Annotated in this window: 27 protein-coding genes, 1 tRNA gene and 2 pseudogenes; 14 read left to right on the top strand and 16 right to left on the bottom strand. The window is 68.6% G+C overall.

Annotated elements, in window-relative coordinates; genetic code table 11:
- The first annotated feature begins 60 nt into the window (after positions 1–60).
- The gene (locus CLV52_RS04510) at positions 61–1,158 is read left to right on the top strand and encodes a leucine-rich repeat domain-containing protein (protein WP_133765084.1); all 1,098 of its coding nucleotides are present in this window, start codon (positions 61–63) and stop codon (positions 1,156–1,158) included.
- Between the two features lie 206 nt (positions 1,159–1,364).
- Here CLV52_RS04510 and CLV52_RS04515 read toward each other — a convergent pair whose 3' ends face one another.
- The 3 genes from CLV52_RS04515 to CLV52_RS04525 form a co-directional block, all read right to left on the bottom strand.
- Positions 1,365–1,556, bottom strand: coding sequence for a hypothetical protein (locus CLV52_RS04515; RefSeq protein WP_133765085.1), 192 nt, complete (start codon positions 1,554–1,556; stop codon positions 1,365–1,367).
- Positions 1,557–1,728: 172 nt separating this feature from the next.
- A complete protein-coding gene (locus tag CLV52_RS04520; RefSeq protein ID WP_133765086.1) occupies positions 1,729–2,658 on the bottom strand; it encodes a hypothetical protein in 930 nt (309 codons plus the stop codon).
- Positions 2,651–2,989: a hypothetical protein gene (locus CLV52_RS04525; RefSeq protein ID WP_133765087.1), complete on the bottom strand. Its 339-nt coding sequence runs from the start codon at positions 2,987–2,989 to the stop codon at positions 2,651–2,653. Before CLV52_RS04525 ends, CLV52_RS04520 begins: the two co-directional genes overlap by 8 nt.
- A gap of 2,098 nt (positions 2,990–5,087) precedes the next feature.
- On the opposite strand from CLV52_RS04525, the gene CLV52_RS04530 reads away from it, so the two are divergent.
- Complete coding sequence (locus CLV52_RS04530; RefSeq protein ID WP_133765088.1) at positions 5,088–5,783, top strand: hypothetical protein; 696 nt, start codon at positions 5,088–5,090, stop codon at positions 5,781–5,783.
- Positions 5,784–5,791: 8 nt separating this feature from the next.
- The gene (locus tag CLV52_RS04535; RefSeq protein ID WP_133765089.1) at positions 5,792–7,045 is read left to right on the top strand and encodes a site-specific integrase; all 1,254 of its coding nucleotides are present in this window, start codon (positions 5,792–5,794) and stop codon (positions 7,043–7,045) included.
- A 183-nt stretch (positions 7,046–7,228) separates the two neighbouring features.
- On the opposite strand, the gene CLV52_RS04540 is transcribed toward CLV52_RS04535, so the two are convergent.
- Positions 7,229–7,573, bottom strand: coding sequence for a YnfA family protein (locus CLV52_RS04540; protein ID WP_133765090.1), 345 nt, complete (start codon positions 7,571–7,573; stop codon positions 7,229–7,231).
- 57 nt (positions 7,574–7,630) lie between these two features.
- On the opposite strand from CLV52_RS04540, the gene cmtR reads away from it, so the two are divergent.
- From cmtR to CLV52_RS04555, 3 genes are read left to right on the top strand one after another with little or no spacing between them, the layout of a single operon-like run.
- Positions 7,631–7,984, top strand: coding sequence for a Cd(II)/Pb(II)-sensing metalloregulatory transcriptional regulator CmtR (gene cmtR, locus CLV52_RS04545; protein ID WP_133765837.1), 354 nt, complete (start codon positions 7,631–7,633; stop codon positions 7,982–7,984).
- Positions 7,981–8,295 carry a hypothetical protein gene (locus tag CLV52_RS04550; RefSeq protein ID WP_133765091.1) on the top strand — a complete coding sequence of 105 codons (315 nt, stop codon included), beginning with the start codon at positions 7,981–7,983 and terminating at the stop codon, positions 8,293–8,295. Before cmtR ends, CLV52_RS04550 begins: the two co-directional genes overlap by 4 nt.
- Positions 8,292–8,984: a cation efflux transmembrane domain-containing protein gene (locus CLV52_RS04555; RefSeq protein ID WP_133765092.1), complete on the top strand. Its 693-nt coding sequence runs from the start codon at positions 8,292–8,294 to the stop codon at positions 8,982–8,984. The genes CLV52_RS04550 and CLV52_RS04555 overlap by 4 nt, the downstream gene beginning before the upstream one ends.
- Positions 8,985–9,023: 39 nt before the next feature.
- On the opposite strand, the gene CLV52_RS04560 is transcribed toward CLV52_RS04555, so the two are convergent.
- From CLV52_RS04560 to CLV52_RS04570, 3 genes are read right to left on the bottom strand one after another with little or no spacing between them, the layout of a single operon-like run.
- Entirely contained in the window at positions 9,024–9,410 is a 387-nt protein-coding gene (locus CLV52_RS04560; RefSeq protein ID WP_133765093.1) for an arsenate-mycothiol transferase ArsC, read from the bottom strand.
- A complete protein-coding gene (locus CLV52_RS04565) occupies positions 9,407–10,792 on the bottom strand; it encodes an FAD-dependent oxidoreductase (protein ID WP_133765094.1) in 1,386 nt (461 codons plus the stop codon). Before CLV52_RS04565 ends, CLV52_RS04560 begins: the two co-directional genes overlap by 4 nt.
- A 19-nt stretch (positions 10,793–10,811) precedes the next feature.
- Positions 10,812–11,561, bottom strand: coding sequence for an aquaporin (locus CLV52_RS04570; protein WP_133765095.1), 750 nt, complete (start codon positions 11,559–11,561; stop codon positions 10,812–10,814).
- Between the two features lie 47 nt (positions 11,562–11,608).
- Here CLV52_RS04570 and CLV52_RS04575 point away from each other — a divergent pair, with 47 nt between their 5' ends.
- A complete protein-coding gene (locus CLV52_RS04575; RefSeq protein WP_133765096.1) occupies positions 11,609–12,304 on the top strand; it encodes an arsenate reductase/protein-tyrosine-phosphatase family protein in 696 nt (231 codons plus the stop codon).
- 9 nt (positions 12,305–12,313) lie between these two features.
- Here CLV52_RS04575 and CLV52_RS04580 read toward each other — a convergent pair whose 3' ends face one another.
- Complete coding sequence (locus CLV52_RS04580) at positions 12,314–12,892, bottom strand: cation efflux transmembrane domain-containing protein (protein WP_133765838.1); 579 nt, start codon at positions 12,890–12,892, stop codon at positions 12,314–12,316.
- Positions 12,893–12,981: 89 nt separating this feature from the next.
- Positions 12,982–14,295: an NAD(P)-binding domain-containing protein gene (locus tag CLV52_RS04585; protein WP_133765097.1), complete on the bottom strand. Its 1,314-nt coding sequence runs from the start codon at positions 14,293–14,295 to the stop codon at positions 12,982–12,984.
- An 86-nt stretch (positions 14,296–14,381) separates the two neighbouring features.
- Here CLV52_RS04585 and CLV52_RS04590 point away from each other — a divergent pair, with 86 nt between their 5' ends.
- Positions 14,382–14,732 carry an ArsR/SmtB family transcription factor gene (locus CLV52_RS04590; RefSeq protein WP_133765098.1) on the top strand — a complete coding sequence of 117 codons (351 nt, stop codon included), beginning with the start codon at positions 14,382–14,384 and terminating at the stop codon, positions 14,730–14,732.
- Positions 14,729–15,243, top strand: a pseudogene (locus tag CLV52_RS04595) (N-acetyltransferase family protein). The gene CLV52_RS04590 and the pseudogene CLV52_RS04595 overlap by 4 nt, the downstream one beginning before the upstream one ends.
- A gap of 68 nt (positions 15,244–15,311) precedes the next feature.
- Here CLV52_RS04595 and CLV52_RS04600 read toward each other — a convergent pair.
- Positions 15,312–16,088: an HNH endonuclease gene (locus CLV52_RS04600; protein ID WP_133765099.1), complete on the bottom strand. Its 777-nt coding sequence runs from the start codon at positions 16,086–16,088 to the stop codon at positions 15,312–15,314.
- A 432-nt stretch (positions 16,089–16,520) separates the two neighbouring features.
- Here CLV52_RS04600 and CLV52_RS04605 point away from each other — a divergent pair, with 432 nt between their 5' ends.
- Together CLV52_RS04605 and CLV52_RS19130 are read left to right on the top strand one after the other, a co-directional pair.
- A complete protein-coding gene (locus tag CLV52_RS04605) occupies positions 16,521–17,243 on the top strand; it encodes a hypothetical protein (protein WP_133765100.1) in 723 nt (240 codons plus the stop codon).
- A gap of 18 nt (positions 17,244–17,261) precedes the next feature.
- Positions 17,262–18,308, top strand: a pseudogene (locus CLV52_RS19130) (tyrosine-type recombinase/integrase); the annotation flags it as partial.
- 125 nt (positions 18,309–18,433) lie between these two features.
- On the opposite strand, the gene CLV52_RS04620 reads toward CLV52_RS19130, so the two are convergent.
- Together CLV52_RS04620 and CLV52_RS18285 are read right to left on the bottom strand one after the other, a co-directional pair.
- Positions 18,434–18,506: transfer RNA gene (locus CLV52_RS04620), tRNA-Lys, on the bottom strand.
- A 54-nt stretch (positions 18,507–18,560) separates the two neighbouring features.
- Positions 18,561–18,710, bottom strand: a complete 150-nt coding sequence (locus CLV52_RS18285) for a hypothetical protein (protein ID WP_162850708.1) — start codon at positions 18,708–18,710, stop codon at positions 18,561–18,563.
- Positions 18,711–18,804: 94 nt separating this feature from the next.
- On the opposite strand from CLV52_RS18285, the gene CLV52_RS04625 reads away from it, so the two are divergent.
- The 3 genes from CLV52_RS04625 to CLV52_RS04635 all read left to right on the top strand — a co-directional run bounded on the left by CLV52_RS04625 (position 18,805) and on the right by CLV52_RS04635 (position 21,021).
- Complete coding sequence (locus CLV52_RS04625) at positions 18,805–19,431, top strand: DNA-directed RNA polymerase subunit beta (RefSeq protein ID WP_133765101.1); 627 nt, start codon at positions 18,805–18,807, stop codon at positions 19,429–19,431.
- A 241-nt stretch (positions 19,432–19,672) separates the two neighbouring features.
- The gene (gene sigK, locus CLV52_RS04630; protein ID WP_133765102.1) at positions 19,673–20,266 is read left to right on the top strand and encodes an ECF RNA polymerase sigma factor SigK; all 594 of its coding nucleotides are present in this window, start codon (positions 19,673–19,675) and stop codon (positions 20,264–20,266) included.
- On the top strand, positions 20,263–21,021 hold the full coding sequence (locus CLV52_RS04635) for an anti-sigma factor (protein WP_133765103.1): 759 nt from the start codon (positions 20,263–20,265) through the stop codon (positions 21,019–21,021). Before sigK ends, CLV52_RS04635 begins: the two co-directional genes overlap by 4 nt.
- A gap of 157 nt (positions 21,022–21,178) precedes the next feature.
- On the opposite strand, the gene pstB is transcribed toward CLV52_RS04635, so the two are convergent.
- From pstB to CLV52_RS04655, 4 genes are all read right to left on the bottom strand, one after another.
- On the bottom strand, positions 21,179–21,958 hold the full coding sequence (gene pstB / locus CLV52_RS04640) for a phosphate ABC transporter ATP-binding protein PstB (protein ID WP_133765104.1): 780 nt from the start codon (positions 21,956–21,958) through the stop codon (positions 21,179–21,181).
- A 31-nt stretch (positions 21,959–21,989) separates the two neighbouring features.
- Positions 21,990–23,069 (bottom strand): phosphate ABC transporter permease PstA, encoded by a 1,080-nt coding sequence (pstA, locus tag CLV52_RS04645; RefSeq protein ID WP_133765105.1) that lies wholly within the window; start codon positions 23,067–23,069, stop codon positions 21,990–21,992.
- A complete protein-coding gene (gene pstC / locus CLV52_RS04650) occupies positions 23,069–24,016 on the bottom strand; it encodes a phosphate ABC transporter permease subunit PstC (RefSeq protein ID WP_133765106.1) in 948 nt (315 codons plus the stop codon). The genes pstA and pstC overlap by 1 nt, the downstream gene beginning before the upstream one ends.
- Positions 24,017–24,095: 79 nt before the next feature.
- The gene (locus CLV52_RS04655) at positions 24,096–25,199 is read right to left on the bottom strand and encodes a phosphate ABC transporter substrate-binding protein PstS (RefSeq protein WP_246017960.1); all 1,104 of its coding nucleotides are present in this window, start codon (positions 25,197–25,199) and stop codon (positions 24,096–24,098) included.
- Positions 25,200–25,335 lie beyond the last annotated feature (136 nt).

Here is a 25,335-nt window from a genome sequence, read left to right on the forward strand (position 1 = left end):
TACCTCGGTTCATGGAACTGGTCGTTCGCGTCCGAAGGTTTGTTGCGGGATGCTCTGGGTGTGAGCGAGCGCAGCAGCCTGGATCTGGTCGATGAGTTCCTCATCGAGGTGCTGCCGACGAGTGATCCGGACGAGCTTCTCGCGTACGGGGACACGCACCCGTGGGAGTTGAGCGGCAACCGTCAGTGGCGTTCCCCGGCGACGGTGCAGTTCGCGCAGTCGTTACCGGACGAGTTGTACCGCTCCATTGGCGCCTTGGTCGAGCGGCGCCCGGACACCGGGATCCGGGCGTACGACGGCGCTGATGGCTCATTGAGTTGGCTGCGACATATGCCGGCGGCGGCGCACTTGTCAATTGAGCTCGCTCACGCGGAGCGCTTCGATCCTCTTGAGGATGTGCCTCAGTTGCTCACGCTTTCGCTTGGCGGCACGCTCGGGGCTTCCGGTTCGCTTGGAGTGCTCACCAAGCTGGAGAAGCTGCAGGAACTCGCTCTCGAGGGTCACGCGAAAGGGTTCGATGCTGTTGCTGCACTTCCGCAGCTCCGGTCGTTGTCGCTCTACGCTTCGCGAGTTCCGAGTCTGGAGCCCCTGAGGGGTGCGGTGAGGCTCGAGCTGCTGAACCTGAGCTTCGGTCGCGTCCGTGATTTCTCGGCCATCGCGAACCTGCCATCGCTGCGTGGTGTTGCCATCTGGCAGACCAAGGGAATGACCGCCGGAAACCTGGCGGGGATTGGCGAGCTGCCGGCGCTTGAGGCGCTCGACCTCGGCGCCATGAGAACGGTCGAGTCGCTCGACTTCCTCCGCGGCCGCGCCGCCGGCTCCCTCCGATATCTCCTACTTGAAGGGATGGCTGGGCTGACCGACTGGAACGCCGTCGAGCATCTATCCGTGCTCGAGGAGCTTGGCGTGTGGGGCAAGGCGCCGATAGAAGCCGACGTCGGACCTTTGCTGGCCGCGCCGCGTCTGGACGTTCTCGTCTTCGAACAGACCGTCCGCGAGGAGCAGGCAGTCCGTCTCACGAAGGACTTCCGAGGAAGCCACCTCGCGGTCAACAAGCATGAGCGTCTCCGGTCTGACGGAGACATTCGCGTCGGCTGGCGCTCCGGAACCGTGGACATGCTTCGCACGTCCGTGCATTGCAGGCAGTGGGTCGGGTGACCCGACCCACTCTCTCGCCGCAGGCGAATCACACGCCGACGGTTTTATTGGCAGGGGAGCGAGACGCTCCGCGAGTCACGGACTCTCGCGCCCCTCGGCACAGCAAGCGTGGAGGAGCGGTGCGTCGTTCCTCACTCTGCTGGCATAGGTATCGCTTGGCAGGCGTGGGCTAGCGGCGAATAACCCCTTGCGCCAACCTAATCAGGTCACTGCTGCTGACTCGTGCTGGTGTCGTTGTTCGCGGCAGTCGCGTCGTTCACTGCTGCAGAGGCTTCAGAAGCCTTCTGCCCGCTCTCGCGAGCCTCGTTCTCTTCGGCAGTGAAGCTACTAACGTCGCGGACCTCGGAGGAGTCTGAAGACGAGCTCGTGTTGGCGTCCGAAGGCGGAGTGGTGGTCATCGTTGCCCATCCTTTCATGATGCGCGGATTGTGCGCTCCGGTCCTTCAGATGCGCTGTGCGCTTGAAGTGCTCGGGTGCCGTGATCAATTTCAAACTGGGTGGCCTTCGAACCCACGAGCCAGCGGCCCCGGCTGTCTCGGTTGGAGGCAATTGAGACGGTGCGTGTGGTGGTCACAGCAGTGCTCGGAGTTGTCGTAGACCTCCTGGGGAGCCGGCGACATGTTGGACTGTTTCGCGGAGTCTGTGCGGCATCGGTGCTGGAAGTTGCCAGGTTTGGTCGACGCTGACCGGCCAGACGGTCCGCAGCCATCCTTCTGCCTCGGTCGGGTCGACGCCGTTTCGGAGGAGGACCTGGATTTGTATGCCCGAGCGTTCTGAGCTGTGGTCTTGGACGTCGGCGATGTAGTGGTGGCCTCCGCCGCGGTGCTGGTTCTCGAAGGATCCGCGCTGGGCGATGCACTGCGTTATCAGGTCGATGTCGACGCCGAGTGGGTAGCCGGTGATCTCCAGCACGTGTAGTCCCTGTCGTTCGACGGCCGCAATGCGGCAGCTCATCCGCATTTCCGCCGGCTCGCCGCGAAGCAGTGACGGTAGGTCCCCTTCAACGGTTCCGCCGGTGGGGAGCGTCGGGGTGCCGATGAGGAGGTCGAGGTCGGCGTCCAGGAAGGGGATGGCGTGCTCGTGCAGGAGGCGGGTCAGAGTGTCGGTGACGGGTTTCGGGTCGAAGGGTGGAACACGGCCGCCGCGGTAGAGCGTGCCCTCGATCAGACTCAGGGGGAGTGGGCCGATCTTGCCCTGCTCGCTGGCTAGAGCGAGCCGGCCGACAGGGGAGAGACGGACCTCGGTATACGAGGGGTCGGCCGCTGCATCGTTGCCGGGACTGCCGAAGTTGCCCTGCCCGTCCAGCAACGGAAGATGCAGTCGCCACGACACGGTGAGGTCCTGCAGGACTGTGTACAGGTAGTTGGCCCCGAACCCGGCGAGTTCGAGGGCATCGAGCACATCAGCGCAGCGGACGTAGGCGGACGCCGGGCCGCTGAGCGCTCCCACCGATTCAATGACGGCGGTCTCGAGAGGGCCAAGACCGGTTCGCTCACTCATCGGCTACTCGCATCTCCAACCCGTCGACCTCGACCAAGTGCCAGCCCGGGAGGTCATCCTGCACGAACACGTCGACCTGCCCCCACGACGTCGATACCGACCACCCGAACATGTCCGCATGCCGAGCCCGCGAAGACCGGATCGCGAAGCGTTGAAGGATGGCACGCATCTGCGTTGTCTCCCGGCGCGTGACAACCAGGTCCAGATCTCGTGGGATGTGGGTCGCACCGCGGAGCAGGCGGGCGGTACCGCCAGCAATCACACACGGCGCTCCCAAGTCAGTCAGCAGCAGAGCGAGCTGCACCTGTCGCACACCCGTCATCGCCTTCATCACAGAAGGAACAGCGACCCGAGGGAGACGAAGGCCCTCACCCTGATCGCTCTCGCCACCGACCACACCCTCCGTCCTACAACCCTGCCCGAGCAGACTGTGCAACGCATCTCTCTCGCAGGCAGTTGAGACAGGGAGCGTCGCCTACCGCGGGTATGCGGTCGGAGGAGCGCGCACCTGGACGGGTGGCGTTCCGGACGGCATAGTGCCCTTCGATGGAGCTGACGCGATGCTGGCTGGCGCCAGCGGTGGTGGTAGTGCTCATGCTGAGCGGGTGCTCGACTGCGCAGGCGCCGGCTTCATTCGGTGAGTCGCAAGACGCACGGAATCTGCAGTGCGTCCACCTCGCGAGGGGGGATCGAGTTCTGATCGGCGACACGGTGACCAGCCGATCCTCGGCGCTGCGGATCCGGTCAGTGAACCTGGTGGACGCCCGAGGCGTGCGAGTGGTGCGTGCGTGGTTGTTGCGCACTCCGGGCGGGACGAGTCTCGGCGTGACCGATGTGCCTCCCTCCCGCACCATCGCGTCAGAGATTGGCTGGGATACGCGCGTCAATGCCGATGGTGCGGAACTGGCTGCGAAGAGTTCGCGCAACGTGGTTCTCGAGGTGCAGAAGACCGCCTCTACGAGGGGGAGCGCGGCGGCTATCAGGCTCCGCGTGGTCGCGTCGGATCACGAGTACGACGTCGACTCAGGCGTCCGCTACAGGTTCCCTCAGAGGTGCTTCTAACCGTCTCGGGCCAGCCCTGCCACTGCCGCCGAACGAGCACAACGCATTCGTTGTGCGAGGGTGACGAGGGGCGTCGCAAGAAGGGGCGAGACAGTCGTACTTGGATGCGGTCTCGAGTCAGTCGACGCCACCCGGTGACGGGACGAGCGCGACGACCCGACGACTGTCGCGAGGATCAGCACAGTGATGCCGATTGCAATCAGAGTCGCCCATCGCTCGAGCCGCACGGTCGAAAGCTAGCGGTCATGACGGGCACGCATCGGGCGGCGCCGCAGGATCGCGGTCTCAGCACCAGGCTGGCGAGATGTCTCAAGTGCAGGGGACCGGACACCTGTTGGCGGGGCCCTCTCAGCTCGCCACTCGGGCGCCGTCACGTAGTCGGATTGAGACGCTGGTCGCCCCGGAGTCGATGGTCGCGTTTGCATGTTGGGTCTGTCGGCCCCAGCGCACAGTGACCTCCACTGATCCAGTCGAATTTAGGTTGAACGTCGCAGTTCCCTGTGCACCAGTCGACTTGGTTGAGTCGTGGCCACCCAAACTGACGGTGACTTTCGCCGATTCGACGGGAGCCACGAAGCAGGTCGCACCATCGCAGACCTCGATCGTCACGGTCGTCTCGAGGGAGTACGTCGAGGTTGGGGAGGAGCACGAGATCAACGCGAGGACCATCAACGGGATGGTCGTCAATCCTGACGAACGAAGCGCCAGCTGTCTCATGACTAGATCGTGCCAGCGCAGGGACGACGCGTGAAGGTCGGACGTGTGTGTCTCGCGAGCAGGCAAGTGAGAACGGTGCGAGATGCTTCGAGGACCCCTCGTCAACGGGTGCTGGCGGTTGTCGATCGGCGTCCGGACGCGGATCCGGCCGGCGTCTCAGAAGTTGTCTCAGAACTGCCGTCTCGGATCGTTGATACGGCGCCAGTTCTGAGACGGGCGGCGCGGGAGGAGGCCAGGGCGGCCTGAGTCCCTCGCTGGCCCCGTCGTTGTGTACGTCGTTCGGGGTGACGGGGGTGGCGAGGGGTTTCGGGCGTCTTGCCCTGTCCTGGCCTGCCACCTCCGCTGACGCGGCTCCCGAACCACCCACACACAGCAGAAGAGCGTTGCTGTGCGTGGGTGGTTCGGGAGTGCAGGTGGCAGGCCAGGACAGGGCAAGAGAAGAACAGAGGAAGAGGAAGAAGGAGTAAGGGAGTGGGTGTCAGTTGAAGTGACGGTGAGTGGAGGTGACAACGGGGTGGTGCGAGTGTCAGAGGACGGTGTTGTCGTTCGGATGAACGAATGAGGACCGGGGAGAGGTGGGGTGAGTGTTGCTGGTGGGAGTAGACGGTTGGAGCGGGCGGACGGTGTGGGTAACTGATAGGGACCGGTCGATGTTCGAGTGGTTCTCGATCGTGCGGATCGCGGACGTGCAGTCGGTGCGCTGGGTGTTGGCAGCGCTGAACGGCGTCGACCGACCGGTCTCGGTTCGGCGGGCGCAGTCCTGGTGCGCGCGGATGGAAGCGGCCGGCTTGGTCGAGCGTGCGCAACTCGGAGGCCGAGGCGGCGCGTTGGTGTGGGGCACGTACGCCGGGACCGGTGTAACGAGGCCGAATCTTCATCGGCAGACGACACGGCACGAGGTCGCGGTTGCTGCGGCATCCGCCCGCTACGCGACAGCCGGGTACGCCTGGCAGCGCGACGAGAAGCCGGCACACGTCGGTGGGCACCAGGCAGACGGCGTCGCACTCGGGTTCGGGTGGGTCGAGCTGGTCGAGGTGGAGCTGACGCCGAAGCGGCTGCCTCGGTATGCGGCGATCTTCGCGGCGTACCGGCGTCGACTCGATCTAGGTGAAGCGGACTCCATCAGCTACCTCTGCAATAAGGAGAGCGAGCGGGCTGTGCGCGCTGCGCTTGGCGAGCTGCCGGCCGGTCGATCGATCGCTCCACAGGTCGGAGTCCGCTCCATGTACGACCGAACCGGCATCTGGGTCGACGAGACCCTGCCGACCTGGATGATGACGGCACGGGATCGGGCGCAGCGATCGACGCGTCGTCCGCGGCGATCCAGCTCTGCAGCACTGTTCTAGGAGCGGTCATGGGCACGGTCACCGCGTACGAGACGGCCGCGGGGAAGCGGTACCGCGTCCGGTACCGGAAACCGGACCATCGGCAGACTGACAAACGCGGGTTCAAGACCAAGCGTGAGGCCGAGTTGTACCTCGCATCCATGGAGGTGACGGTCGCGCGCGGCGACTTCGTCGACGCCTCAGCGGCGCGAGCGACCATCGGTGAGCTCGGTGCGGTGTGGGTCGCGAACCTCTCGCATCTGAAGCCCTCGACCGAGCGGACGACGGAGATCGGGTGGCGTCTCCACGTGCGGCCGAGATGGCAGAACGTTCCGGTATCGGCGGTCCGGCACAGCGACGTGCAGGCCTGGGTCTCCGAGATGCGGAAGACGCGGGGCGCGACATCGGTGCAGCGCGCCTACGGCGTGCTCGCGTCGATCCTCGACGTCGCGGTCGCGGACCGGCGGATCCACTCGAATCCGGCCCGTGGGGTGAAGCTGCCGCGCAAGGTGGGCCGCGAGCACCGATACCTCACCCACGAGCAGGTGAGCAGGCTGGCGGTGGCTGCGGGGGAGTGGGGGCCGCTGGTGCTGCTGCTCGCCTACTGTGGGCTGCGGTGGGGTGAAGCGGCCGGCCTCCGCGTGCAGGACGTCAACCTCGTCCGGCACCGGTTGTTCGTCGCGCAGAACGCGGTCGAGGTCGGTGGCGAGATCCATGTCGGGACGCCGAAGACGCACAAGCGCCGCTCGGTGCCGTTCCCGGCAACCCTGACGCCGATGTTCGAGCAGCTCAGTGCGGGCAAGGGGCCGCTCGACCTGCTGTTCATCGACGAACGCGGCTCCTACATCCATCGGTCGAAGACCGGGAAGGGGTGGTTCTGGCGGGCCGCCGTCGAGATCGGGCTCGGGGGACTCACACCCCACGACCTCCGGCACACCGCCGCGAGCCTCGCCGTGCAGTCCGGCGCGAACGTCAAGGCGGTGCAGCGGATGCTCGGGCACTCATCGGCGGCGATGACGCTCGACGTCTACGCGGACCTGTTCGACGACGACCTCGACATCGTCGGCGCCCGCCTGGACGACGGGCTGCTCCGAACAGATGTGGGCAAAATGTGGGCAAATCGCGGATCGACACCGGTTCGGCCGCTCGAAAGGCTGCCTCAACCAGGGGTTCTGTCGCTTCCGAGAAGTGGGCCCCGTGGGGCTCGAACCCACGACCCGCGGAGTAGAAATAGTGGGTTCCCGTGGCGTCGCGTGCGAGCACGGGAGTGCTCTCTGGGTTGATTTCTCGGGGATCGAGGCCTCACCCGATCACAGGAGATGGCACTCGATATCGCCCAATGTTCGGGGTTGATTCGGGCGGCGCGACCCATTTCCGTGCACCCCTAACTGGTGTTTTCTCCCAGCATCTGCAGATTCTGTTCATAGGAGTCGGTGGGACGCGACTGGCGGCTCGGTGGCTTCGCGTCAGGCCGCCGGACGGGCGTGGGGTCCGAACGTGATGATCGCGACGCCAAAGAGGCAGACGAGTGCGCCGATGATGTCCCACCGGTCGGGGCTGAACTTGTCGACGACGACGCCCCAGGCGAGCGAGCCAGCGACGAAGACGCCGCCATACGCGGCGAGGACACGCCCGAAGCTCGCGTCGGGCTGGAGGGTCGCGATGAAGCCGTAGGCAGCGAGTGCCATGACGCCGAGACCCGCCCACCAGATGGGCTTGTGCTCCCGGACGCTCTGCCAGATCAGCCAGGCGCCGCCGATCTCGGCGAGGGCCGCGAGGACGAAGACGACGATCGTGCGGAAGACGGTCATGCTGCATCCTCCCGGATGACCGGCTCGATTGTTCAGCCATCGCTGTATGGTCAGTGGGTGCTGACTCTTGTGTCGCGGCTCGAGGTCATGAACCGGCTCGGGAAAGCGCTCGCCGATCCGACCCGGTCGCGGGTCCTTCTGAGTCTGCTTGAGGCGCCGAGCCATCCGGCGGTGCTCGCGCGAGAGCTCGGGCTGACTCGGTCGAATGTGTCCAACCACCTTGCCTGCCTCCGTGGCTGCGGGATCGTCGTTGCGGTCCCGGAGGGTCGGCAGACGCGGTACGAGATCGCCGATGGGCACCTCAGCCGGGCGCTGACCGAGCTCGTCTCGGTCGTCCTCGCCGTCGACGAGGGCGCACCCTGCATTGACGAGCGGTGCGACGTCCCGGGCTGCTGCGAGCCGACGTCGTGACCGACGACCAGTCGCGGACGCTGCCGCTGCTGCCGGCTGCGTGCACGCTGTCGGCGTCCGATGGCGCCGCGCGGCTCGAGGCTTGGCGGGCGTTCGACGCGGACTACCTGCTGGGCACCGACGACCTCGGCCGGGAGTACATCGCCCGATACGCGAAGGTCCCGGACGCGGAGGAGCGGCTGGCTCGGCTCGTCGAGCGGGAGTCGACCTGCTGCTCCTTCGCGACCTGGTCGATCGAGCGCACCGAGCACCACCTCCGGCTCTTGGTCAGCGGGACGCCGGATGCGCTCTCGGCGCTGAGCATCCGATGACGGGGCCCGCGCCCGCCGGCACGTTCCTGCCCGCCGGCCGGCGTGCGGCGCTGGTGCGCCGCGTCCGGTTCCTCGTGGTGTTCACCATCGCGTACAACCTGATCGAGGCCGTCCTCGCGATCGCAGCGGGCACCGTCTCGGACTCGAGCGCGCTCCTGGCCTTCGGTCTCGATTCGGTCATCGAGGTGTCGTCGGCGGCAGCCGTCGCATGGCAGTTCTCGGGCGGAGACCCGGAAGCGCGCGAACGCATCACCTTGCGCGTCGTCGCGATCTCGTTCTTCGCGCTGGCGGCGTTCGTCGCCGTCGATGCCGTGACCACCTTGATCAGCGGCCACGAGCCGCACCGCTCGGCAGTCGGAATCCTGCTCGCGGCGCTCAGCCTGCTGGTCATGCCGGTCGTGTCGCTCGTCCAGCGGCGGTCGGGCCTCAGCCTCGGATCGCAGTCCGTCGTCGCCGACTCGAAGCAGACGCTGCTGTGCACCTACATGTCGGCCGCGCTACTCCTCGGGTTGCTGGCGAACGCGCTGCTCGGCTGGTGGTGGGCTGACCCGATCGCGGGGCTGGTGATCGCGGCGTTGGCGCTGCGTGAAGGAGTCGAGGCGTGGCGCGGCGAGGTCTGTTCGCCTGCGGAGTTCCTGTTCACCGGCGGCGACGACCGCGACGACGACGATCACGCAGATCGCGCCTGACCGGCCGATCGCGAGGGTGCTGCGAGCACCCGCGTGGGCTCAGTTCTGAACGATGTCCGCGCGGATGCGCGCCGCGACATGCTCGCGGAGTGGCTGGACGGCTTCGGTGTCCCAGGAGGTCGGGTCTGGGAACGCCCACTGCAGGACCCGTCCGCGGGGTTTGCTCGGCAGCTCGAGTCCGGGCTTCATGAGCACCACGATGTCGGCCCGGTCGAGATCCGCGCTGGTCACTGCACGGGGAACCCGGTCGGCGATGTCGAGCCCGAGCTCGGCGATCGTCCCGACGATCGCGGGATTGATCACGTCGGCCGGGCTCAGTCCTGCTGAGGTGGCGAGGAAGCGGTCGCCGGCGAGGTGCTCGAGCAGGGCTGCGCCGAGTTGCGAGCGGCCCGCGTTGTGCTGGCAGATGAAGAGCACCTCGGTCATGCGCGGACCTCGACCTTCACGTGCTCGCGCTCCCATCGCTGCGTCGCGACCTGGACCGCGTCCCACGGGGAGCCGAGCGGCGGTGTGTAGGAGAGGTCGAGGTCGCTGATCCCGGCGACCGTCATGCCGTGGAAGAGCGCCGTGGCGAAGGTGTCGACCCGCTTGGCGGTCTCGGTGCCGCGGGCGCCGACGAGCTGCGCGCCGAGCAGCTTGCCGGTCTCGCCGTCACCGGTGACACGGATGCTGATCGGCTGCGCGCCCGGGTAGTAGGCCTTGTGGTCGTCCGCGACGGCGGTGGTGCTGACCGGGGAGAAGCCCGCCGGGATCGCTTCATGCTCGCGCAGGCCAGTGCGGGCGGCGACGAGGTCGAAGACCTTGACGACCTGCGTGCCGACACTGCCGGCGAACCGGGCGGTGCCGCCGAGTGCGTTCTCGCCCGCTATGCGGCCCTGCTTGTGGGCGGTGGTGCCCAGCGGGAGGTAGGTGACGCCGAGGAGTGGGTGGTGGGTGACGACGCCGTCACCGGCGGCGAAGACGTGCGGAAGGCCGGTGCGCATCGACTCGTCGACGACGACGGCGCGCCCTGCGCCGAGTTGAGCGCCGGCGCGCTGAAGGAGGTCGGTGTTCGGGCGGACGCCGACGACAGCGAGGACGAGGTCGGCGGTGCGCTCGAAGGGGGCGTCGTCGTGCCGGCCGGAGACGACCAGGCTGTGGTCGGTCTTGGTGACGGCTTCGACGCGGGCGCTGGTGATGACCTCGACGCCGTGGCTGTCGAGCTCGCGGTGCACGAGGGCGCCGAGCTCGGGGTCGAGCGTGGAGAGCACCTCGGGGCCCCGCTGCAGCTGGGTGACCTTGAGGCCGCGGATGGTGAGGGCTTCGGCCATCTCGAGTCCGACGTAGCCGGCGCCGATGATGATCGCGGTCTTGGGGTCGCGGTCGGTGAGGTGGGCGTCGAGGGCGAAGGTGTCGCCCATGGAGTGGAGGACGTGGACGCCGTCGTCGGGACCGAGGGTGTCGAGCCCGGCGATGCCGGCCGCGGACGGGAGCGCGCCGGTGCCGACGATGAGCTCGTCGTAGCGCAGGTCGGTCTCGGTGCCGGTGCTGTCGCGGACGGTGAGGCGCTGGCCGGGGACGTCGATCGCGGTGGCGAAGGTGTCGAGGCGGAGCCGCATGCCGGTGGCTTCGAGTTCGGCGTGGGTGCGATGGGCGAGGGACTGCCAGGGGGCGACCTCGCCGGAGAAGTAGTACGGGATCCCGCAGATCGAGAAGTTCGGGTACGAGTCCGCGACGACGACGGTCACGTCGACGGAAGGGTCGAGCTCGCGGGCGCGGAGTGCGGCGGAGATGCCGGCGTCGCTGCCGCCGATGGCGATGAGGTGCATGGTGGTGGCCTTCCGGTGGTCAGATCGCTGCGTCGTCGACCGGGTGGGGCAGGACGACGCGGTCGGCCGCGCGGGTGGCGGCCGGGAACAGGAGCAGGGCCAGCGCGAGCCCGATGGCGGCGCCGACGAGTTGCGCGAGAAGGAACGTCGGCACTGAGGCGGGGGCGATGCCGGCGAAGGTGGCGGAGAAAACGCGGGCGATGGTCACGGCGGGGTTCGCGAACGAGGTCGAGCTGGTGAACCAGTACGCGGCCCCGATGTACGCCCCGACCGCCGGGGCTGCGAGGGCGCCGCGTCCGGTGGCGGCGAGGCCGAAGATCAGCAGCACGAGCACTGAGGTGGCGACGACCTCGCCGAGCAGCGTCCCCGGCGTGACCCGGTTCGTGACCGAGATCGCGGGGGCGATGTCGAACATCGCGTTCGCGAGCAGGGCGCCGAGGATCCCGCCGACGATCTGCGCCCCGACGTAGACGCCGACCGTGCGGCCGGGAAGTCCGGTCCCGCGCCTGCGGCCGACGACCCAGTCAGTGATGGATACGACGGGGTTGAAGTGCGCGCCTGACACGGGGCCGAGCAGCAGGATCAGCACGGTCAGCCCCAGGGCGGTGGTGAGGCTGTTCTCCAGCAGCTGGAGCCCGACATCGTTCGGCGAGAGGTGCTGCGCGGCGATCCCGGACCCGATCACGACCGTCACGAGTAGCCCGGTGCCGAGCGCTTCTGCGAGCAGGCGGCGGAGCAGGGGCGGCCGGTCGGGGTGGTCGTCGTTCATCGGTCGCCATCTTGACGAGTTCAATTGCCTCAGTCAAGATTGAGGCAATGAACGTCGAGTTAACGCAGGATCGGGCGCAGCGGGCCGCGAAGCACGCCGCGCTCTCCGACGAGGTTCGGCTGCACATCGTCGACCTCCTCGCGTCCGGGGATCTCTCCTCGACCGAGCTGCTCGCGGTGCTCGGCATCGGGTCGAACCTGCTTGCGCATCACCTCAAGGTGCTCGAGACGGCCGGCCTCGTCGCCCGGCACCGGTCCGAGGCCGACCGTCGCCGCAGCTACGTCCGACTCCTGCCCGGCGGGTTCGACCTGCTGACCCCGGTCCCGGTGGACCGCGCGGATCGTGTCGTGTTCGTCTGCACCGCCAACTCGGCCCGGTCGCAGCTCGCCGCGGCGCTCTGGCGGCAGGCGAGTCAGGTGCCGGTCGTGTCCGCCGGGACGCGTCCCGCCGAGGCGGTCGACCCGGGTGCGATCGCGACTGCTCAGCGTCACGGGCTCGCGTTCACGCCGGTCCGACCCGCCGCGCTCGACACGGTGCGGCTCGACCGGGACCTGGTGATCACGGTCTGCGACTCCGCGCACGAGGAACTCGCCGGTGCTGACGCGTTGCACTGGTCCGTCCCGGACCCGGTGCGCCGCGGCACCCAGGACGCCTTCGACGCCGCGTTCGAGGACCTCGTGCGCCGCATCGACGACCTCGCCCCACGGATCAGCCCGGGGTCGGGCTCCCGCCCGACCGAATAGGACGGTCGATCAGTCGGAGGTGGGGGTCCGGAAGATGCCGACCGCCTCTCGAACGGCGTAGAAGACGATCACGAGACCCGCGACCGGATCCGCCCACCACCACCCGAGTGTCAGATCGAGCAGGACGCCGAGGAGCACAGCGACGGCGAGCAGGCCGTCGATGAACGTCACGCGTCCCTCGGTCTCGAGGACCGGGTTGCCGAGCGCCCGCCCGGTGCGCGCCTTGAGGGCGGCGAGGGTGAACATCACCGCCGCGGTGACCGCGGTCCAGACGATGCCGCCGATGCTCGGGACCGCGCGGTGCCCGGCGAGCAGCGCGATCGTGGACTGGACCAGTAGGTAGGCCGCGAGGAGCAGGAATGCGACGCCGATCATGCGTAGCCCCCGCCGTTGGCGCGCTTCACCCGTCCCCGAGAGCTCCCACAGCACGACGGTGGACGCACCGATCTCGATGAGGCTGTCCAGACCGAACCCCGCCAGTGCGACGGACGAGGCGGGGATCGCCAGGGCCGCCAGCACCACGACTCCGACGACGTTCCATCCGAGCGTGACCCACTCGAGCTGCCGCCCGCGGCGGAGCAGAAGCATGTCGCGGTCACGCCCCTCTGTTGCCGTCACAACCTCGATGCTCCCAGTCGGTAAGACCGTCCTGCTCAGTCGGGCACGAAGCGGTTGGCCTACACGCCGGCCGGGAGCAGCCCAAGCTGCAGGACCTGCTTCGTCGGCGTGCAGCACGACGCCGCCCCGTCTTCGACGTCGAACAGGCCGCTGCCGCCGCAGACGCCGGTGTCCGGCAGCGCCAGCTCGACCCGTGCGGCCGCGGCGGTGTCGCCCGCGAGCATCGCGACGACGCTGCGGACCTGCTCGTACCCGGTCATCGCCAGAAACGTCGGCGCCCGCCCGTACGACTTCGCACCCAGCAGATAGAACCCCGGCTCCGGCTGCGCGAGATCCGCAGCCCCCGTCGCCTTCACCGTGCCGCAGGAGTGGATGTTCGGGTCGACCTCGGCCGCGAGCCGACGGGGCGCCTGCAGCGTCGGATCGAGGTCGAGTCGCACCTCGGACAGGAACGACAGATCCGGCCGAAACCCGGTCAGCACCACCACCCGGTCCACCCCCAGGACTTTCCGGCCGTCCTCCGCGATCACCGTCACAACGTCGCCGGTCTGCTCGATCGCCCGGATCCGGAACCCGGTCACGAGGTGCACCGCACCGGCGTCCACCGCTTCGCGCGCCCGGATTCCCAGCGCCCCACGGGCTGGGAGCTGGTCCGCCGCACCACCACCGAGGGCGTCGCCGATATCCCCGCGACGGAGGACCCAGGTGACCCGAGTGTCCGGGTGGCTGTCGCGGAGCCGGGCGAGCTCGTTCACCGCGGTCATCGCGGAATGGCCGCTCCCAATGACCACCACGTGCCGGCCAGTGAACCTGTCGTCATTGGCGAGGTCCGGGACCCGGTAGCTGACCGCTGCGCTAGTCCGCTCACCGAGCGCAGGCAGCCCGTCCGCACCGGCCGGACTCGGCTTCGTCCACGTCCCCGACGCATCCAATACGGCTCGCGCGAGGATCCGCTCTTCGACCCCATCGGACGTGGTGACGTGCACGACGAACGGCTGCTCCACCCGCCCGGCATCGACGATCCGATCCCGACCCAACCGAGTCACGCCCGTGACGCGAACCCCCGTCCTCACCCGGTCGCCCAGCGCGGCCGCGAGTGGCGCGAGGTACGACTCGACCCACTCGGTGCCCAACGGGTAGCCGTCCGTCGGCGCCGTCCAACCGGTCCCCGCCAGAAGGCGGGCCGCGGCCGCATCGACAAGCTCGCCCCATCCCGAGAACAGCCGCACATGCCCCCACTGACGCACCGCCGCAGCGGGACGGTCACCGGACTCGAGCACCGACGGCTCGATGCCGCGTTCGAGGAGATGCGCCGCAGCCGCGAGACCCTGCGGCCCGGCTCCGATCACGACGACTGGCAGCGACTCGTCCACTTCGGGGTCCTTCCATCGATGAACTACGATGGATCGACGATGCTCGATGTATCGACAGATGTCAATACGACTGTCAGGATGACGCCATGACCACCACGCTCCCGCTCACCGCCGACACCACCGGTGCCTGCTGCGGCAGCGTCGCGCACGGCGCCGTCGACGCCGCCGGCGCCGAGCAGATCGCTCGCGTGTTCAAGGCCCTCGGCGACCCGACCCGCGTCCGCCTCCTGTCCCTGATCGCCGCCAGCGACGACCACGAGGCCTGCATTTGCGACCTCACCGAACCCGTCGGGCTCACCCAGCCCACGGTCTCGCACCACATGAAGCTCCTCGTCGACGCCGGCCTCGCCACCCGCGAGCAGCGCGGCCGCTGGGCCTACTACCGAGTCGTCGAGGGCGCACTCTCCGCTGCTGCACAGTCCCTCGTGCCGCGATGACGAGCCCGCTCGTCCGGCCGATGCGACCAGGCGACTGGGCGGCCGTCGAGCGCATCTACCGGGACGGGATCGCCACCGGCCATGCCACCTTTGCATCCGAACCGCCGGACGGGCAGCACTTCGACGAGGGCAAGGTCTCCGACCTCCGATTCGTCGCGACCGTGGGTGATGCGGTCGTCGGCTGGATCGCAGCGAGCCCCACCTCGAGTCGCGACGTCCTCGCGGTGTCATCGAGCATTTGGTCTACGTGGACCCCGTCGCCCGGGGGCAACGCGTCGGTACAGCCCTGCTGGATGACTTCTGTGGTGCGGCGGACGGCGCCGGGTACTGGACGATCCAGTCGAGCATCTTCCCCGAGAACGTCGCCAGCCTCGCCCTTCACGACCGGCATGGATTCCGTCGCGTCGGAGTGCGCGAACGCATCGCCCTGATGACCTACGGGCCTCTCGCAGGCCGATGGCGCGACACAATGCTGATCGAGCGGCGGAGCGGATCAGGCGATTCCCACTGAGATCAACGCTCAACGAGCCCGTGACTCCGAACCAGTAGGTCTCGCGACGGGCGTGGTCGTCCCGGTCGTTATCCCGCCGGGTCGGCGTCTCGGATCTCCTCGCCACGCGCTTCCTCCAGGTCTTCGGGCATGCGAGCCACGAGCTGTGTCGACCACCACGTCATCGGTTGGCCGATACCACCGGTGATCGTCCGTCGGAGACGCCGGCCCCAGGCATAGATGCCCGCCGCCCACAGCTCCTTGAGCTCGTCGGTCAAGTTGCGCTGCGCCTCACGTACCGCTTGCAGACCTTCGGACTCAACCTCGCTCGCGACTTCGCCCCAGTCTTGAGCCGTCTGAAGGAATCGATCCGCGATATCGATCTCGCTGTCTGAGTGTTCCTCACCCAGAGTGGAGAGACTCCACTCGTGGGAGCCCGCGACGAGTTCCCAGAGCTGCCGCCCCGTCGTAATCGGATCGAATGGGATCGAATCCTCGTTGACGCCGACAATGACGCGCACGGGAGGTGTCTGGCCCTCAGCATGCGAATCCTCTGCCCAGCGCTCATGCTCCGACTTCAGAGCGCGGAGCCGCTCGACGCCGAAGGTCGTCGGTTGCTCATCGACGCGCTTGTGGTCCTCAGGGCATAGCAGCACGAGGTTGTCGTAGGCGTCGATGCGGACTCCGCTGCGCTCACTGCCGCGGGGTCCGGCGGGATTTCGCGCCACGATGTGCGCCTCTTGGCCGAGCACTAATCCGGGTCGATCTTCAGTGTCGGCGCGGCTCGTGAGAAGTCGTCTACAGAGCGCGCATCGATTGTGAGACCGGGCCCAGAGGAGCTTGCGGTCAATCTGCGAGATAGCCACGATGAATCCACTCACACCTCGAAGACGTGCCAAGCGCCGACGAGCCGAACGGGGTCCTCGCCCAGACGGGCAAAGGGGCACCGAGGCCGGATAGACCCCTCGTTGCATACCTCGTCGGGTGCGAGGGGTGCAGCGAGGGGTTTCGGGCGTCTTGCCCTGTCCTGGCCTGCCACCTCCGCTGCGCGGCTTCCGAACCACCCTCACTCAGCGGTAAAGCGTTGCTGACTGAGGGTGGTTCGGAAGTGCAGGTGGCAGGCCAGGACAGGGCAAGCGAGAAAGACAGGTGGTGGGGAGGAGTTGTTGAGGACGGTTGTGTTGAAACGACACATGAGCTGACGGTGGGTGGCGATTACGGCGTAGGAGTGGTGCTGTCGGTGGGCGGTGTTCTCGTTCGGGGATGAAGCGGGATCCGTTGTGGGAGGGCGGTGCGTGATGGTGCGGACGTTCGATCGGGGCGAATCGACGGTGTGGGTGATGCCGAGGGACGAGCAGATGCTGCTGTGGTTCTCGATCGTGCGGATCGCGAACGTGCAGTCGGTTCGGTGGGTGCTCGGGAGCCTGAACGGTCAGGACGGTCCGGTGTCCACGCGGCGGGCACAAACGTGGTGCGCGCGCATGAAGACCGCGGGGATGGTCGACCGCGCGCAGCTCGGCGGTGCAGGTGGATCGTTGGTGTGGGCGACCTATCAGGGGACCGGCTTGTCGAAGCCGAACCTGTACCGGCAGACGACGCGGCACGAGGTCGCCGTCGCGGCAGCCTCCGCGCGGTACGCGGCTGCGGGGTACGCCTGGCAGCGCGATCTGAAACCCGACTCTGGAGGTGGTCACCAGGCTGACGGGACGGCACTCGCGCCGGGCTGGATCGAGCTGATCGAAGTCGAGCTGACCGGCAAGCGGATGCCTCGGTACGTGCAGATCTTCACCTCGTTTCGGCGCAGGTTCGACATCGGCGATATCAGCACCGTCACCTACCTCTGCAACGCAGACGGCGCCCGTGCCGTTCGTGAGGCGTTGCGATCGCTGCCCGCTGGGTGCGTGATCGCCGACCGGATCAACGTCCACGAGGTCTACGACTCCGCTGGCCTGTGGGCCGAAGACGAGCTTCCGAACTGGCTGCTGACCGCACACGCGGTCGCGGCCCGCATGGGCAGGTAGGACATGGGTCGGCCACGTATGCCGATTGGCAGCCACGGCGTCGTCAACGTCCACCAGGTCGAGCCTGGAGTGTGGCGCGCGAGGACGCTCTACCGCTTCCCAGACGGCAAGCGCCGTCAGGTCGAGCGACTCCGACGAGGCCGTACCGGCGCGAAGGCGGTCCAGGCGCTCCAGGAGGCGTTGATCGATATCGAGACGCCGCAAAGCGGCGAGCTGCGGGGGAGTACCCGCCTCGAGGTGCTGGCCGCGCAGTTCCTGGCAGTGAAGCGGGAGACGGACCGGTCGCCGCGAACAATCGACTCGTACGAGCACGCGCTGCGGAAGTCGATCATCCCGAGAATCGGCGATCTGCGGGTCGAGGAGGCCACGCCGGGTCGGATCCAGGCGTTCCTCAACACCGTGAGCCGGGAGCACGGCCACGGGGCGGCCAAGACCTGCCGTTCGGTGTTGTCCGGGATGTTCGGACTCGCCGTGCGCAGCGACGTATTGCGGTCCAATCCGATGAGCGCTGTCGAGTCCCCGCGCCGGAAGGTCGACCGGGCCGCGACCGCGATACCGCTCGACCAGGTGCCGATGTTCCTCGACATTATCCGCGCCGACGAGAAGCTGCGTGAGCTCGACCTCAGCGACCTGTTCGAGTTCATGCTCTTCACCGGCTGCCGAATCGGCGAGGCCCTCGCCCTGCGATGGACCCACGTCGATACCGAGGCGGGCACGATCACCTTCGCGGCCACGGTGGTCCGGACGAAGGAGCGCGGGCTCGAGATCCAGGAGCACGGCAAGAGCGACTCGTCGAATCGCACGATCACCGTGCCGACCGAGGCGATCGACGTGCTCGGGAAGCGGGAGCGCTGGACCGAGTACGTGTTTCCGTCATTCGCCGGCAAGCTCCGTGACGTCAACAACACGGAGGCCGACTGGCGAGCCAACCGCGACCGTCTCGGCTACCCGGGGTTCACAGCGCACGGGCTCCGCAAGACCTGCGCCACGGCGCTCGATGTCGCCGGCGTCTCAGCGCGCGGCATCGCGGAGTACCTCGGGCACAAGCGGCCATCGATGACGCAGGACGTCTATATGTCGAGGAAGGTCGGCACCGTCGACGCTGCAGGCCATCTCGATCGAATGTTCGGAGTTAGTTCGGGAGCGCCGTCCGGCACCGAGATGCGATCCGCGCAGGCAAGCCGATCGAGTGGGCCCCGTGGGGCTCGAACCCACGACCCGCGGATTAAAAGTCCGATGCTCTACCGACTGAGCTAGAGGCCCCTGGCTCCGAGCGTAGCCGCGTCCCTTCAGCGCCGCGCGACGCTGGCGAGCACCTCAGACGCGGCGGCGGATGAAGCCGACGATGCCGGTGATCACGAAGAGGGCCAGGGCGAGGATCGCCAGCCAGATCAGCCCTTTGACCGTGAACCCGACGATCGCGAGGACCAGCCACACCACGAGCAGGAAGACGATCAGACCGACCATGCCGGGAACACTGGCCTCGTCCGCTGAGCGCTCGCCGAACGGGCGCCGCCCCGGCTCCGCAGCGGGGGTCGACCCGCGCTCGTACCCTGGAGGGATGGCCGACTTCCACCGCCCCGTGCGCATGCCCGCCGAGCACTTCGACTTCGTCAAGGGCGGCGAGGACCCGGCCGTGCTGGTCCGCTCCGCGCACGAGACGGCGCAGGCGCTCGTGAGCCGCGTGCGTGCGGACCCGGACCCGGAGGTCGTCCAGCGGCTCGTGTCGTTCGCGGAGCGCGAGGGGATCGACGCCGTCGCGGAGCTCTGGTCCCGCGCCGCGGCGCTCAGCCTCCCGGGCGCCCTGTGGCGGCTCTACCTGCTGCGCGAGATGGTGCGGCGGGACCCGGACCTGGTCAGCCTCGCCTTCAATCGCGGCGCCGAGCGCCTGCGCAGCATCGACCCGGTGATCGCCGGCGCGCCCACCCCGGCCGGCCCGGAGGAGATCCTCGCGCTCGCCGACGAGATCCTCCGCGGCGTCTTCGAGGGCGACCTCGGGCTCGCACTCGACCGTGCGGCGGCGTTCGCGCGCGTCACGGCCGACGGCTCGCTCGACCTCGCCGACGACGCGGACGCGACCGAGCCTGCGCGGGCGGACGTGCTGACGAAGCGGGCCGCCCGACTCTCCGCGCTCGCTGAGGAGCTGTCGATCTCGGCTCGGCTGCAGCGCGACGGCGCTTTAGACTGACGGAGGTCCTTCGGGGCCCCGCCGGGCCGCAGTAACCCCGGGCTCCATTTTCAGCCGCTTCGAGCGGCCTCGCGCCGAGAGGCGTTTCTGCGGTCCGGCACCCCTCTCCGCGCTTTCGGGCCCCGGACCAATCCGGTCGGACCGATCGTTGCGAACCCTCCAGTACAGAGGCGACTCCGTCGTCCGGCCGCCCCAGGACGGGTGGTCGGAACCTCGCACTCGGAACCGGAGGAGGTGCTGCATGCTGGTGGTCATGGACCCCGACGTCGGTGATGCGCTCTCCGGCATGCGGGACACGCCCGAAGCGAAGCTCGCCCGCGTCGCCGCGGGCGACAAGCGCGCTTTCGCGGAGCTGTACGACGCCACCGCCTCCCGGGTCTTCGGCCTCGTGCGCCGGCTGCTCGTCGACCCCTCGCAGTCCGAGGAGGTCACCCAGGAGGTCTACCTCGAGATCTGGCAGACCGCTTCGCGGTACAAGCCGGAGCGGGGCAGCGCGATGTCCTGGATGCTGACGATGGCGCACCGCCGCGCCGTCGACCGCGTCCGGGCCTCCCAGTCGAGCCGCGAGCGCGACACGAAGGTCGGGATCCGCGACTACGACCGCGAGTACGACCAGGTCGCCGAGCACGTCGAGATCACCATGGAGGGCGAGCGCGTGAAGCGCGCCCTGCAGGGGCTGACCGAGCTGCAGCGGCAGGCCGTCGAGCTCGCCTACTACCGCGGCCTCTCCCACTCGGAGATCGCCGAGGAGCTGCACGTGCCCGTCGGCACGATCAAGACCAGGATCCGGGACGGCATGATCCGTCTGCGTGACGCGTTGGGCGTGACGTCATGACGAACCGTGAGGACGCTCACCTGCTGAGCGGTGCGTACGCGCTCGACGCGGTGACCGCGGAGGAGGCCGCCTTCGTCGAGGCCGCCATGCGCGAGTCGGAGGACCTGCACGGCGAGATCGTCGGCCTGTCCGACACGGCCGTCGCCCTGGGGCTGGCCCTGACGCCGGTGGCGCCGCCGGCCGCCCTGCGGGCCCGGCTGCTCGACGCGATCGACACGACGCCGCAGCTCGAGGCGGAGGAGGACGTCGTCGCGGCGCCCGCCCCGGCCGCCGAGCGGGTGCCCGCTGGCGACCACGTCCCAGCACGTCGCCGTCGCCGCGTGCGGCCGATGGCGCTGCTCGCGACCTTCGCGGCCGCGGTCGTCCTGTTCGGCGGCGGATTCTTCCTCCAGCGCTCCCTGCTGGAGCCGCAGGGCCACTACACGGCGCTGACGCAGGCGGCGGACCTCCACGAGGTGTCGGCGCAGGTGCAGGGCGGCGGCACCGCCAAGATCTCCTGGTCGAAGTCGCAGCACCTCACCGCGGTGGTCATCAACGGCGTCAAGACGCCGTCGGACCGCGTCCTGCAGCTCTGGAGCGTCAAGGGCTCGACCATCACCAGCGCCGGGCTGTACGAGCCCCAGGGCGGCGAGCGCTACATGCTCATCTCCGGCACACCGAGCTCGGGGGAGTCCCTCGCCGTCTCGGTCGAGCCGAACGGCGGCTCCACCCAGCCGACGACGAAGCCGATCGTCTCGGTGCCGCTCGGCGCCTGACCCGCTTCCTCCCCGCGACGGCCCGAACCCGTCGTTCCTCGCGCGGCGCGGCCCGCGAGAGCACGACAGCAGGAACGAGGCGCTGCAGCAGGAACGATCCGCACGATCGTTCCTGGTGAAGCGTCTCGTTCCTGCCGATGTGCTCCCGACCGGCGGATCAGCCGAAGCGGCCGGAGACGTAGTCCTCGGTCGCCTTGACGGACGGGCGCGAGAACATCGTCGAGGTGTCGTCGTACTCGATGAGCTTGCCCGGCTTGCCGGTGCCCGCGATGTTGAAGAAGGCGGTCTTGTCGGAGACGCGCGACGCCTGCTGCATGTTGTGGGTCACGATCACGATCGTGTAGTCGGTCTTCAGCTCCTCGATCAGGTCCTCGATCGCGAGGGTGGAGATCGGGTCGAGTGCGGAGCAGGGCTCGTCCATCAGCAGCACGTCCGGCGAGACCGCGATCGCGCGGGCGATGCACAGGCGCTGCTGCTGGCCGCCGGAGAGGCCGTTGCCCGGCAGGTTCAGGCGGTCCTTGACCTCGTTCCAGAGGTTCGCGCCCTGCAGCGACTTCTCGACGAGCGCGTCGGCGTCGGACTTCGAGATCCGCTTGTTGTTCAGCTTCACGCCGGCGAGGACGTTGTCGCGGATCGACATCGTCGGGAACGGGTTCGGCCGCTGGAAGACCATGCCGACCTGGCGGCGCACGAGCACCGGGTCGACGCCGGGGCCGTAGAGGTTGCTGCCGTCGACGAGCACCTCGCCCTCGACGCGGGCGCCGGGGATGACCTCGTGCATGCGGTTCAGCGTGCGGAGGAAGGTCGACTTGCCGCAGCCGGAGGGGCCGATGAAGGCCGTCACGGAGCGGGGCTCGATCGTGAGGGAGACGCCCTCCACGGCCTTGAACTTGCCGTAGTAGACGTCGAGGTCGTTGACGACGATGCGCTTGGACATCGGGAGCCTTTCGAGCGGTGCCTGATCCGCGTCAGCGGGAGGCGATCTTGGGGGCGAAGAAGCGGGCGACGACGCGGGCGATCACGTTGAGGATCAGCACGATCAGGATCAGCGTGAGCGCACCGGCCCAGGCGCGGTCGAAGAAGTCCTGCACGTCCGTGCCCGGCTGCGTCAGCTGCGTGTAGACGTACACGGGGAGCGACATCATCCGCTGGTCGAACAGGTTGTAGTTCATGGAGTCGGTGAACCCGGCCACGAGCAGCAGCGGCGCCGTCTCGCCGACGACGCGGGCGATCGCGAGCATCACGCCCGTGACGATGCCCGCGAGCGCGGTGGGGAGGACGACCTTGAGCACGGTGAGCCACTTCGGCACGCCGAGCGCGTAGGAGGCCTCGCGCAGCTCCATCGGGACGAGCTTCAGCATCTCCTCGCTGGAGCGGACCACGATCGGGATCATCAGGAGGCTGAGCGCCACCGAGCCGCCGAAGCCCGCCCGGTAGCCGGCGTTGCCGGTGATCAGCGCGAAGAGCGCGAACGCGAACAGGCCCGCGACGATCGACGGGATGCCCGTCATGACGTCGACGAGGAACGTGATGCCGCGCGCGATCGGCCCGCGGCCGTACTCGACGAGGTAGATCGCGGAGAGCAGGCCCACCGGCACGGAGATGACGGCCGCGGCGAGCGTGATCTCGAGCGTGCCGACGACGGCGTGGATCGCGCCGCCGCCGGGGCCGGTGACGTTGCGCATCGACTCGCTGAAGTACGCGACGTCGAACCGCGCCAGGCCGCGGGTGAGCACGGTGACGATGAGGCTGATGAGCGGCAGCAGCGCGATGCCGAAGGCCGTGCAGACCAGCGTCGTGACGAGGCGGTCCTTCGCCCGCCGCGAGCCCTCGACGAGGAACGATGTGACGTACGTCACGACGACCCAGAGCACGAGGCCGAAGAAGATCGCGCCGGTGACGTTGTAGGCGGCGGTCATGCCGGCCAGCAGGAAGACGAGGAAGAGCGCGCCGGTGACGACCAGGCTGAGGATCAGCAGGCCGACCGGGGCGTTGCGCGGCAGCTGGCCGGCGCGGATGCCGGCCGGGATCGCCGTCGTGGTGGCCATCAGATGCCCTTCCCGGCCGCGCGGCGGCCGATGACCGCGCGGGACGCGGCGTTGACGGCGAAGGTGATGACGAAGAGGACGAGGCCCGTCGCCATCAGCACGTTGACGCTCGTGCCGAACGCCTCCGGGAACTGCAGCGCGATGTTCGCCGCGACCGTGGTCGGGTTCTGGCTGCGGAGGAGGAAGAAGGAGATGATCACGTTCGGCGACAGCACCATCGCCACGGCGAGCGTCTCGCCGAGGGCGCGGCCGAGGCCGAGCATGGAGGCCGACACGATGCCGGCGCGGCCGAACGGCAGCACCGTCATCCGGATCATCTCCCAGCGGGTCGCGCCGAGCGCGAGGGCCGCCTCCTCGTTCAGGCGGGGGGTCTGCAGGAAGATCTCGCGCGACAGGGCGGTGATGATCGGGATGACCATCACCGCGAGCACGAGCGCGACGGTGAGGATGCTGCGCGCGTTCGGGTCCACGGGGCCGCTGAAGAGCGGGAACCACGGGAACGTCTCGGCGAGGAACTCCCAGAACGGGCGGACGAACGGGCCGAACACGAAGATGCCCCAGGCGCCGTAGACGACGCTCGGGATCGCGGCGAGGAGGTCGATGATCGCGCCGAGCCCGCGCGCGATGCGGCGGGGCGCGTAGTGCGAGATGAAGAGCGCGATCGCGATCGAGAACGGGATCGCGAAGACGAGGGCGAGCACCGCGGCCCAGACGGTCCCGAAGGCGAGCGGGGCGACGTACGCCCAGAACGTCGGGAACTGGCCGGCGGTGCCGGGGATGTCGGTGGCCTTCGCGCCGAACGCGGGCAGGCTCTCCGCGACGAGGAAGACGGCGACCGCGGCGAGGGCCAGGAGGATGACGAGCCCGCCGGCGAGGGCCGCGCCGGAGAAGATCCGGTCCCCGGCCCGTTTCGGTGCTTTGACGACGGGGGCGATCGTTGCAGTCACGTGGGTCCTGTTCGCGATTCGGTGGACGCGATGGTAGCCGCCCCGGACGCTTCGGCGTCCGGGGCGGCTCCGGGTGGTGCTACTTGATGGAGGCGGCGGCCGCCTGCGCCTTGCTGAGCAGGGTGCCGGTCATCGGCGCCGACTTCGCGGTGTCCGCGGCGGCCTGCTGGCCGTCGGTGCTCGTCACGTACTCCGCGTAGGCCTTGACCAGGTTGGCCCTCGACGAGTCCTGGTACTGCTGGCAGGCGATGAGGTAGCTGACCAGCGTGATCGGGTACTCGGCCGAGTCCGTGGTGGTGCGGTTGATCTTGACGACCACGTCGTTGCCGGTGCGGGAGGTGTCGAGCGGCGAGGTCTCCGCCGACTTCGACGCGACCTCGGCGGACGGGGCGACGTAGGAGTCGCCGACCTTGATCTTCGCGACCGAGAGCGACCCGACGGACGAGTCGTCGACGTAGCCGATCGTGCCCTTGCCGCCGGTCACGGCCGCGACGATGCCGGAGCCCTTCGCCGCGCCCGAGCCGATACCGGTCGGGAACAGGTCGGCGGCCTCAGCGGTCCAGTCGGACGGCGCGGCCTGGTGCATGTAGTCGGTGAAGTTCGCCGACGTGCCCGACTTGTCCGAGCGGTAGACCGGCGTGATGGCCGTGCTCGGCAGCGTCGTGCCCTTGTTCAGGTCCGCGATCGCGGAGTCGTTCCACTTCTTGATCTTGCCGGTGAAGATCTTCGCGAGGACGGACGCGTCGAGGTTCAGCGACTTGACGCCGTCCAGGTTGTAGACGATCGCGATCGGCGAGACGTACACCGGGATGTCGATGCCCTTGGTGCCCGCCTTGCAGAGCTTGAAGTCGCCGGAGAGCTCCGCGGCCGGGAGCGCCGAGTCGGAGCCGGCGAAGTCCGCGCCGCCGCCCTCGAACGCCGTGCGGCCGGCGCCGGAGCCCTGCGGGTCGTAGTTGACGGTGACCGAGCTGTTCGCGGTCTGGAAGCCCTTCGCCCACGCGGTCTGCGCGTTGGACTGGGCGGAGGAGCCGACGCCGTTCAGCGTGCCGTTCAGCGAGGCCGCGCCGCTGCTGGAACCGCCGTTGCTGCTCGTGGCAGCCGGCTCGTTCGACGCGCAGCTGGAGAGCGCGATCATGGCGGTGAGGGCCGTGCCGATGGCGAGGCCCGCGCGCAGGTGCTTCAAGGGGGATCCCTTCGAGGTGTGTGCATGGGGGTGCCGCACGGAGTCTTCTGCCTCAGCCGCGCAGCGCCGCCACGGTAAGCAGCGCGGGTGGCGCGATCGCCTACCGCTGGTGAACGGGAGGTGAACGACCGATCTC

The sequence above is a fragment of the Amnibacterium kyonggiense genome (assembly GCF_004364555.1).
Classification (GTDB): domain Bacteria; phylum Actinomycetota; class Actinomycetes; order Actinomycetales; family Microbacteriaceae; genus Amnibacterium; species Amnibacterium kyonggiense.

Excerpts from the sequence above, each read along its gene's own strand:
- CLV52_RS04515 (WP_133765085.1), bottom strand. The coding sequence starts at position 1,556 with ATGACCACCACTCCGCCTTCGGACGCCAACACGAGCTCGTCTTCAGAC.
- CLV52_RS04520 (WP_133765086.1), bottom strand. The coding sequence starts at position 2,658 with ATGAGTGAGCGAACCGGTCTTGGCCCTCTCGAGACCGCCGTCATTGAA.
- CLV52_RS04525 (WP_133765087.1), bottom strand. The coding sequence starts at position 2,989 with ATGAAGGCGATGACGGGTGTGCGACAGGTGCAGCTCGCTCTGCTGCTG.
- CLV52_RS04530 (WP_133765088.1), top strand. The coding sequence starts at position 5,088 with ATGTTCGAGTGGTTCTCGATCGTGCGGATCGCGGACGTGCAGTCGGTG.
- CLV52_RS04535 (WP_133765089.1), top strand. The coding sequence starts at position 5,792 with ATGGGCACGGTCACCGCGTACGAGACGGCCGCGGGGAAGCGGTACCGC.
- CLV52_RS04540 (WP_133765090.1), bottom strand. The coding sequence starts at position 7,573 with ATGACCGTCTTCCGCACGATCGTCGTCTTCGTCCTCGCGGCCCTCGCC.
- CLV52_RS04555 (WP_133765092.1), top strand. The coding sequence starts at position 8,292 with ATGACGGGGCCCGCGCCCGCCGGCACGTTCCTGCCCGCCGGCCGGCGT.
- CLV52_RS04560 (WP_133765093.1), bottom strand. The coding sequence starts at position 9,410 with ATGACCGAGGTGCTCTTCATCTGCCAGCACAACGCGGGCCGCTCGCAA.
- CLV52_RS04565 (WP_133765094.1), bottom strand. The coding sequence starts at position 10,792 with ATGCACCTCATCGCCATCGGCGGCAGCGACGCCGGCATCTCCGCCGCA.
- CLV52_RS04570 (WP_133765095.1), bottom strand. The coding sequence starts at position 11,561 with ATGAACGACGACCACCCCGACCGGCCGCCCCTGCTCCGCCGCCTGCTC.
- CLV52_RS04575 (WP_133765096.1), top strand. The coding sequence starts at position 11,609 with ATGAACGTCGAGTTAACGCAGGATCGGGCGCAGCGGGCCGCGAAGCAC.
- CLV52_RS04580 (WP_133765838.1), bottom strand. The coding sequence starts at position 12,892 with ATGCTTCTGCTCCGCCGCGGGCGGCAGCTCGAGTGGGTCACGCTCGGA.
- CLV52_RS04590 (WP_133765098.1), top strand. The coding sequence starts at position 14,382 with ATGACCACCACGCTCCCGCTCACCGCCGACACCACCGGTGCCTGCTGC.
- CLV52_RS04605 (WP_133765100.1), top strand. The coding sequence starts at position 16,521 with ATGGTGCGGACGTTCGATCGGGGCGAATCGACGGTGTGGGTGATGCCG.
- CLV52_RS18285 (WP_162850708.1), bottom strand. The coding sequence starts at position 18,710 with ATGGTCGGTCTGATCGTCTTCCTGCTCGTGGTGTGGCTGGTCCTCGCG.
- CLV52_RS04625 (WP_133765101.1), top strand. The coding sequence starts at position 18,805 with ATGGCCGACTTCCACCGCCCCGTGCGCATGCCCGCCGAGCACTTCGAC.
- sigK (WP_133765102.1), top strand. The coding sequence starts at position 19,673 with ATGCTGGTGGTCATGGACCCCGACGTCGGTGATGCGCTCTCCGGCATG.
- CLV52_RS04635 (WP_133765103.1), top strand. The coding sequence starts at position 20,263 with ATGACGAACCGTGAGGACGCTCACCTGCTGAGCGGTGCGTACGCGCTC.
- pstB (WP_133765104.1), bottom strand. The coding sequence starts at position 21,958 with ATGTCCAAGCGCATCGTCGTCAACGACCTCGACGTCTACTACGGCAAG.
- pstA (WP_133765105.1), bottom strand. The coding sequence starts at position 23,069 with ATGGCCACCACGACGGCGATCCCGGCCGGCATCCGCGCCGGCCAGCTG.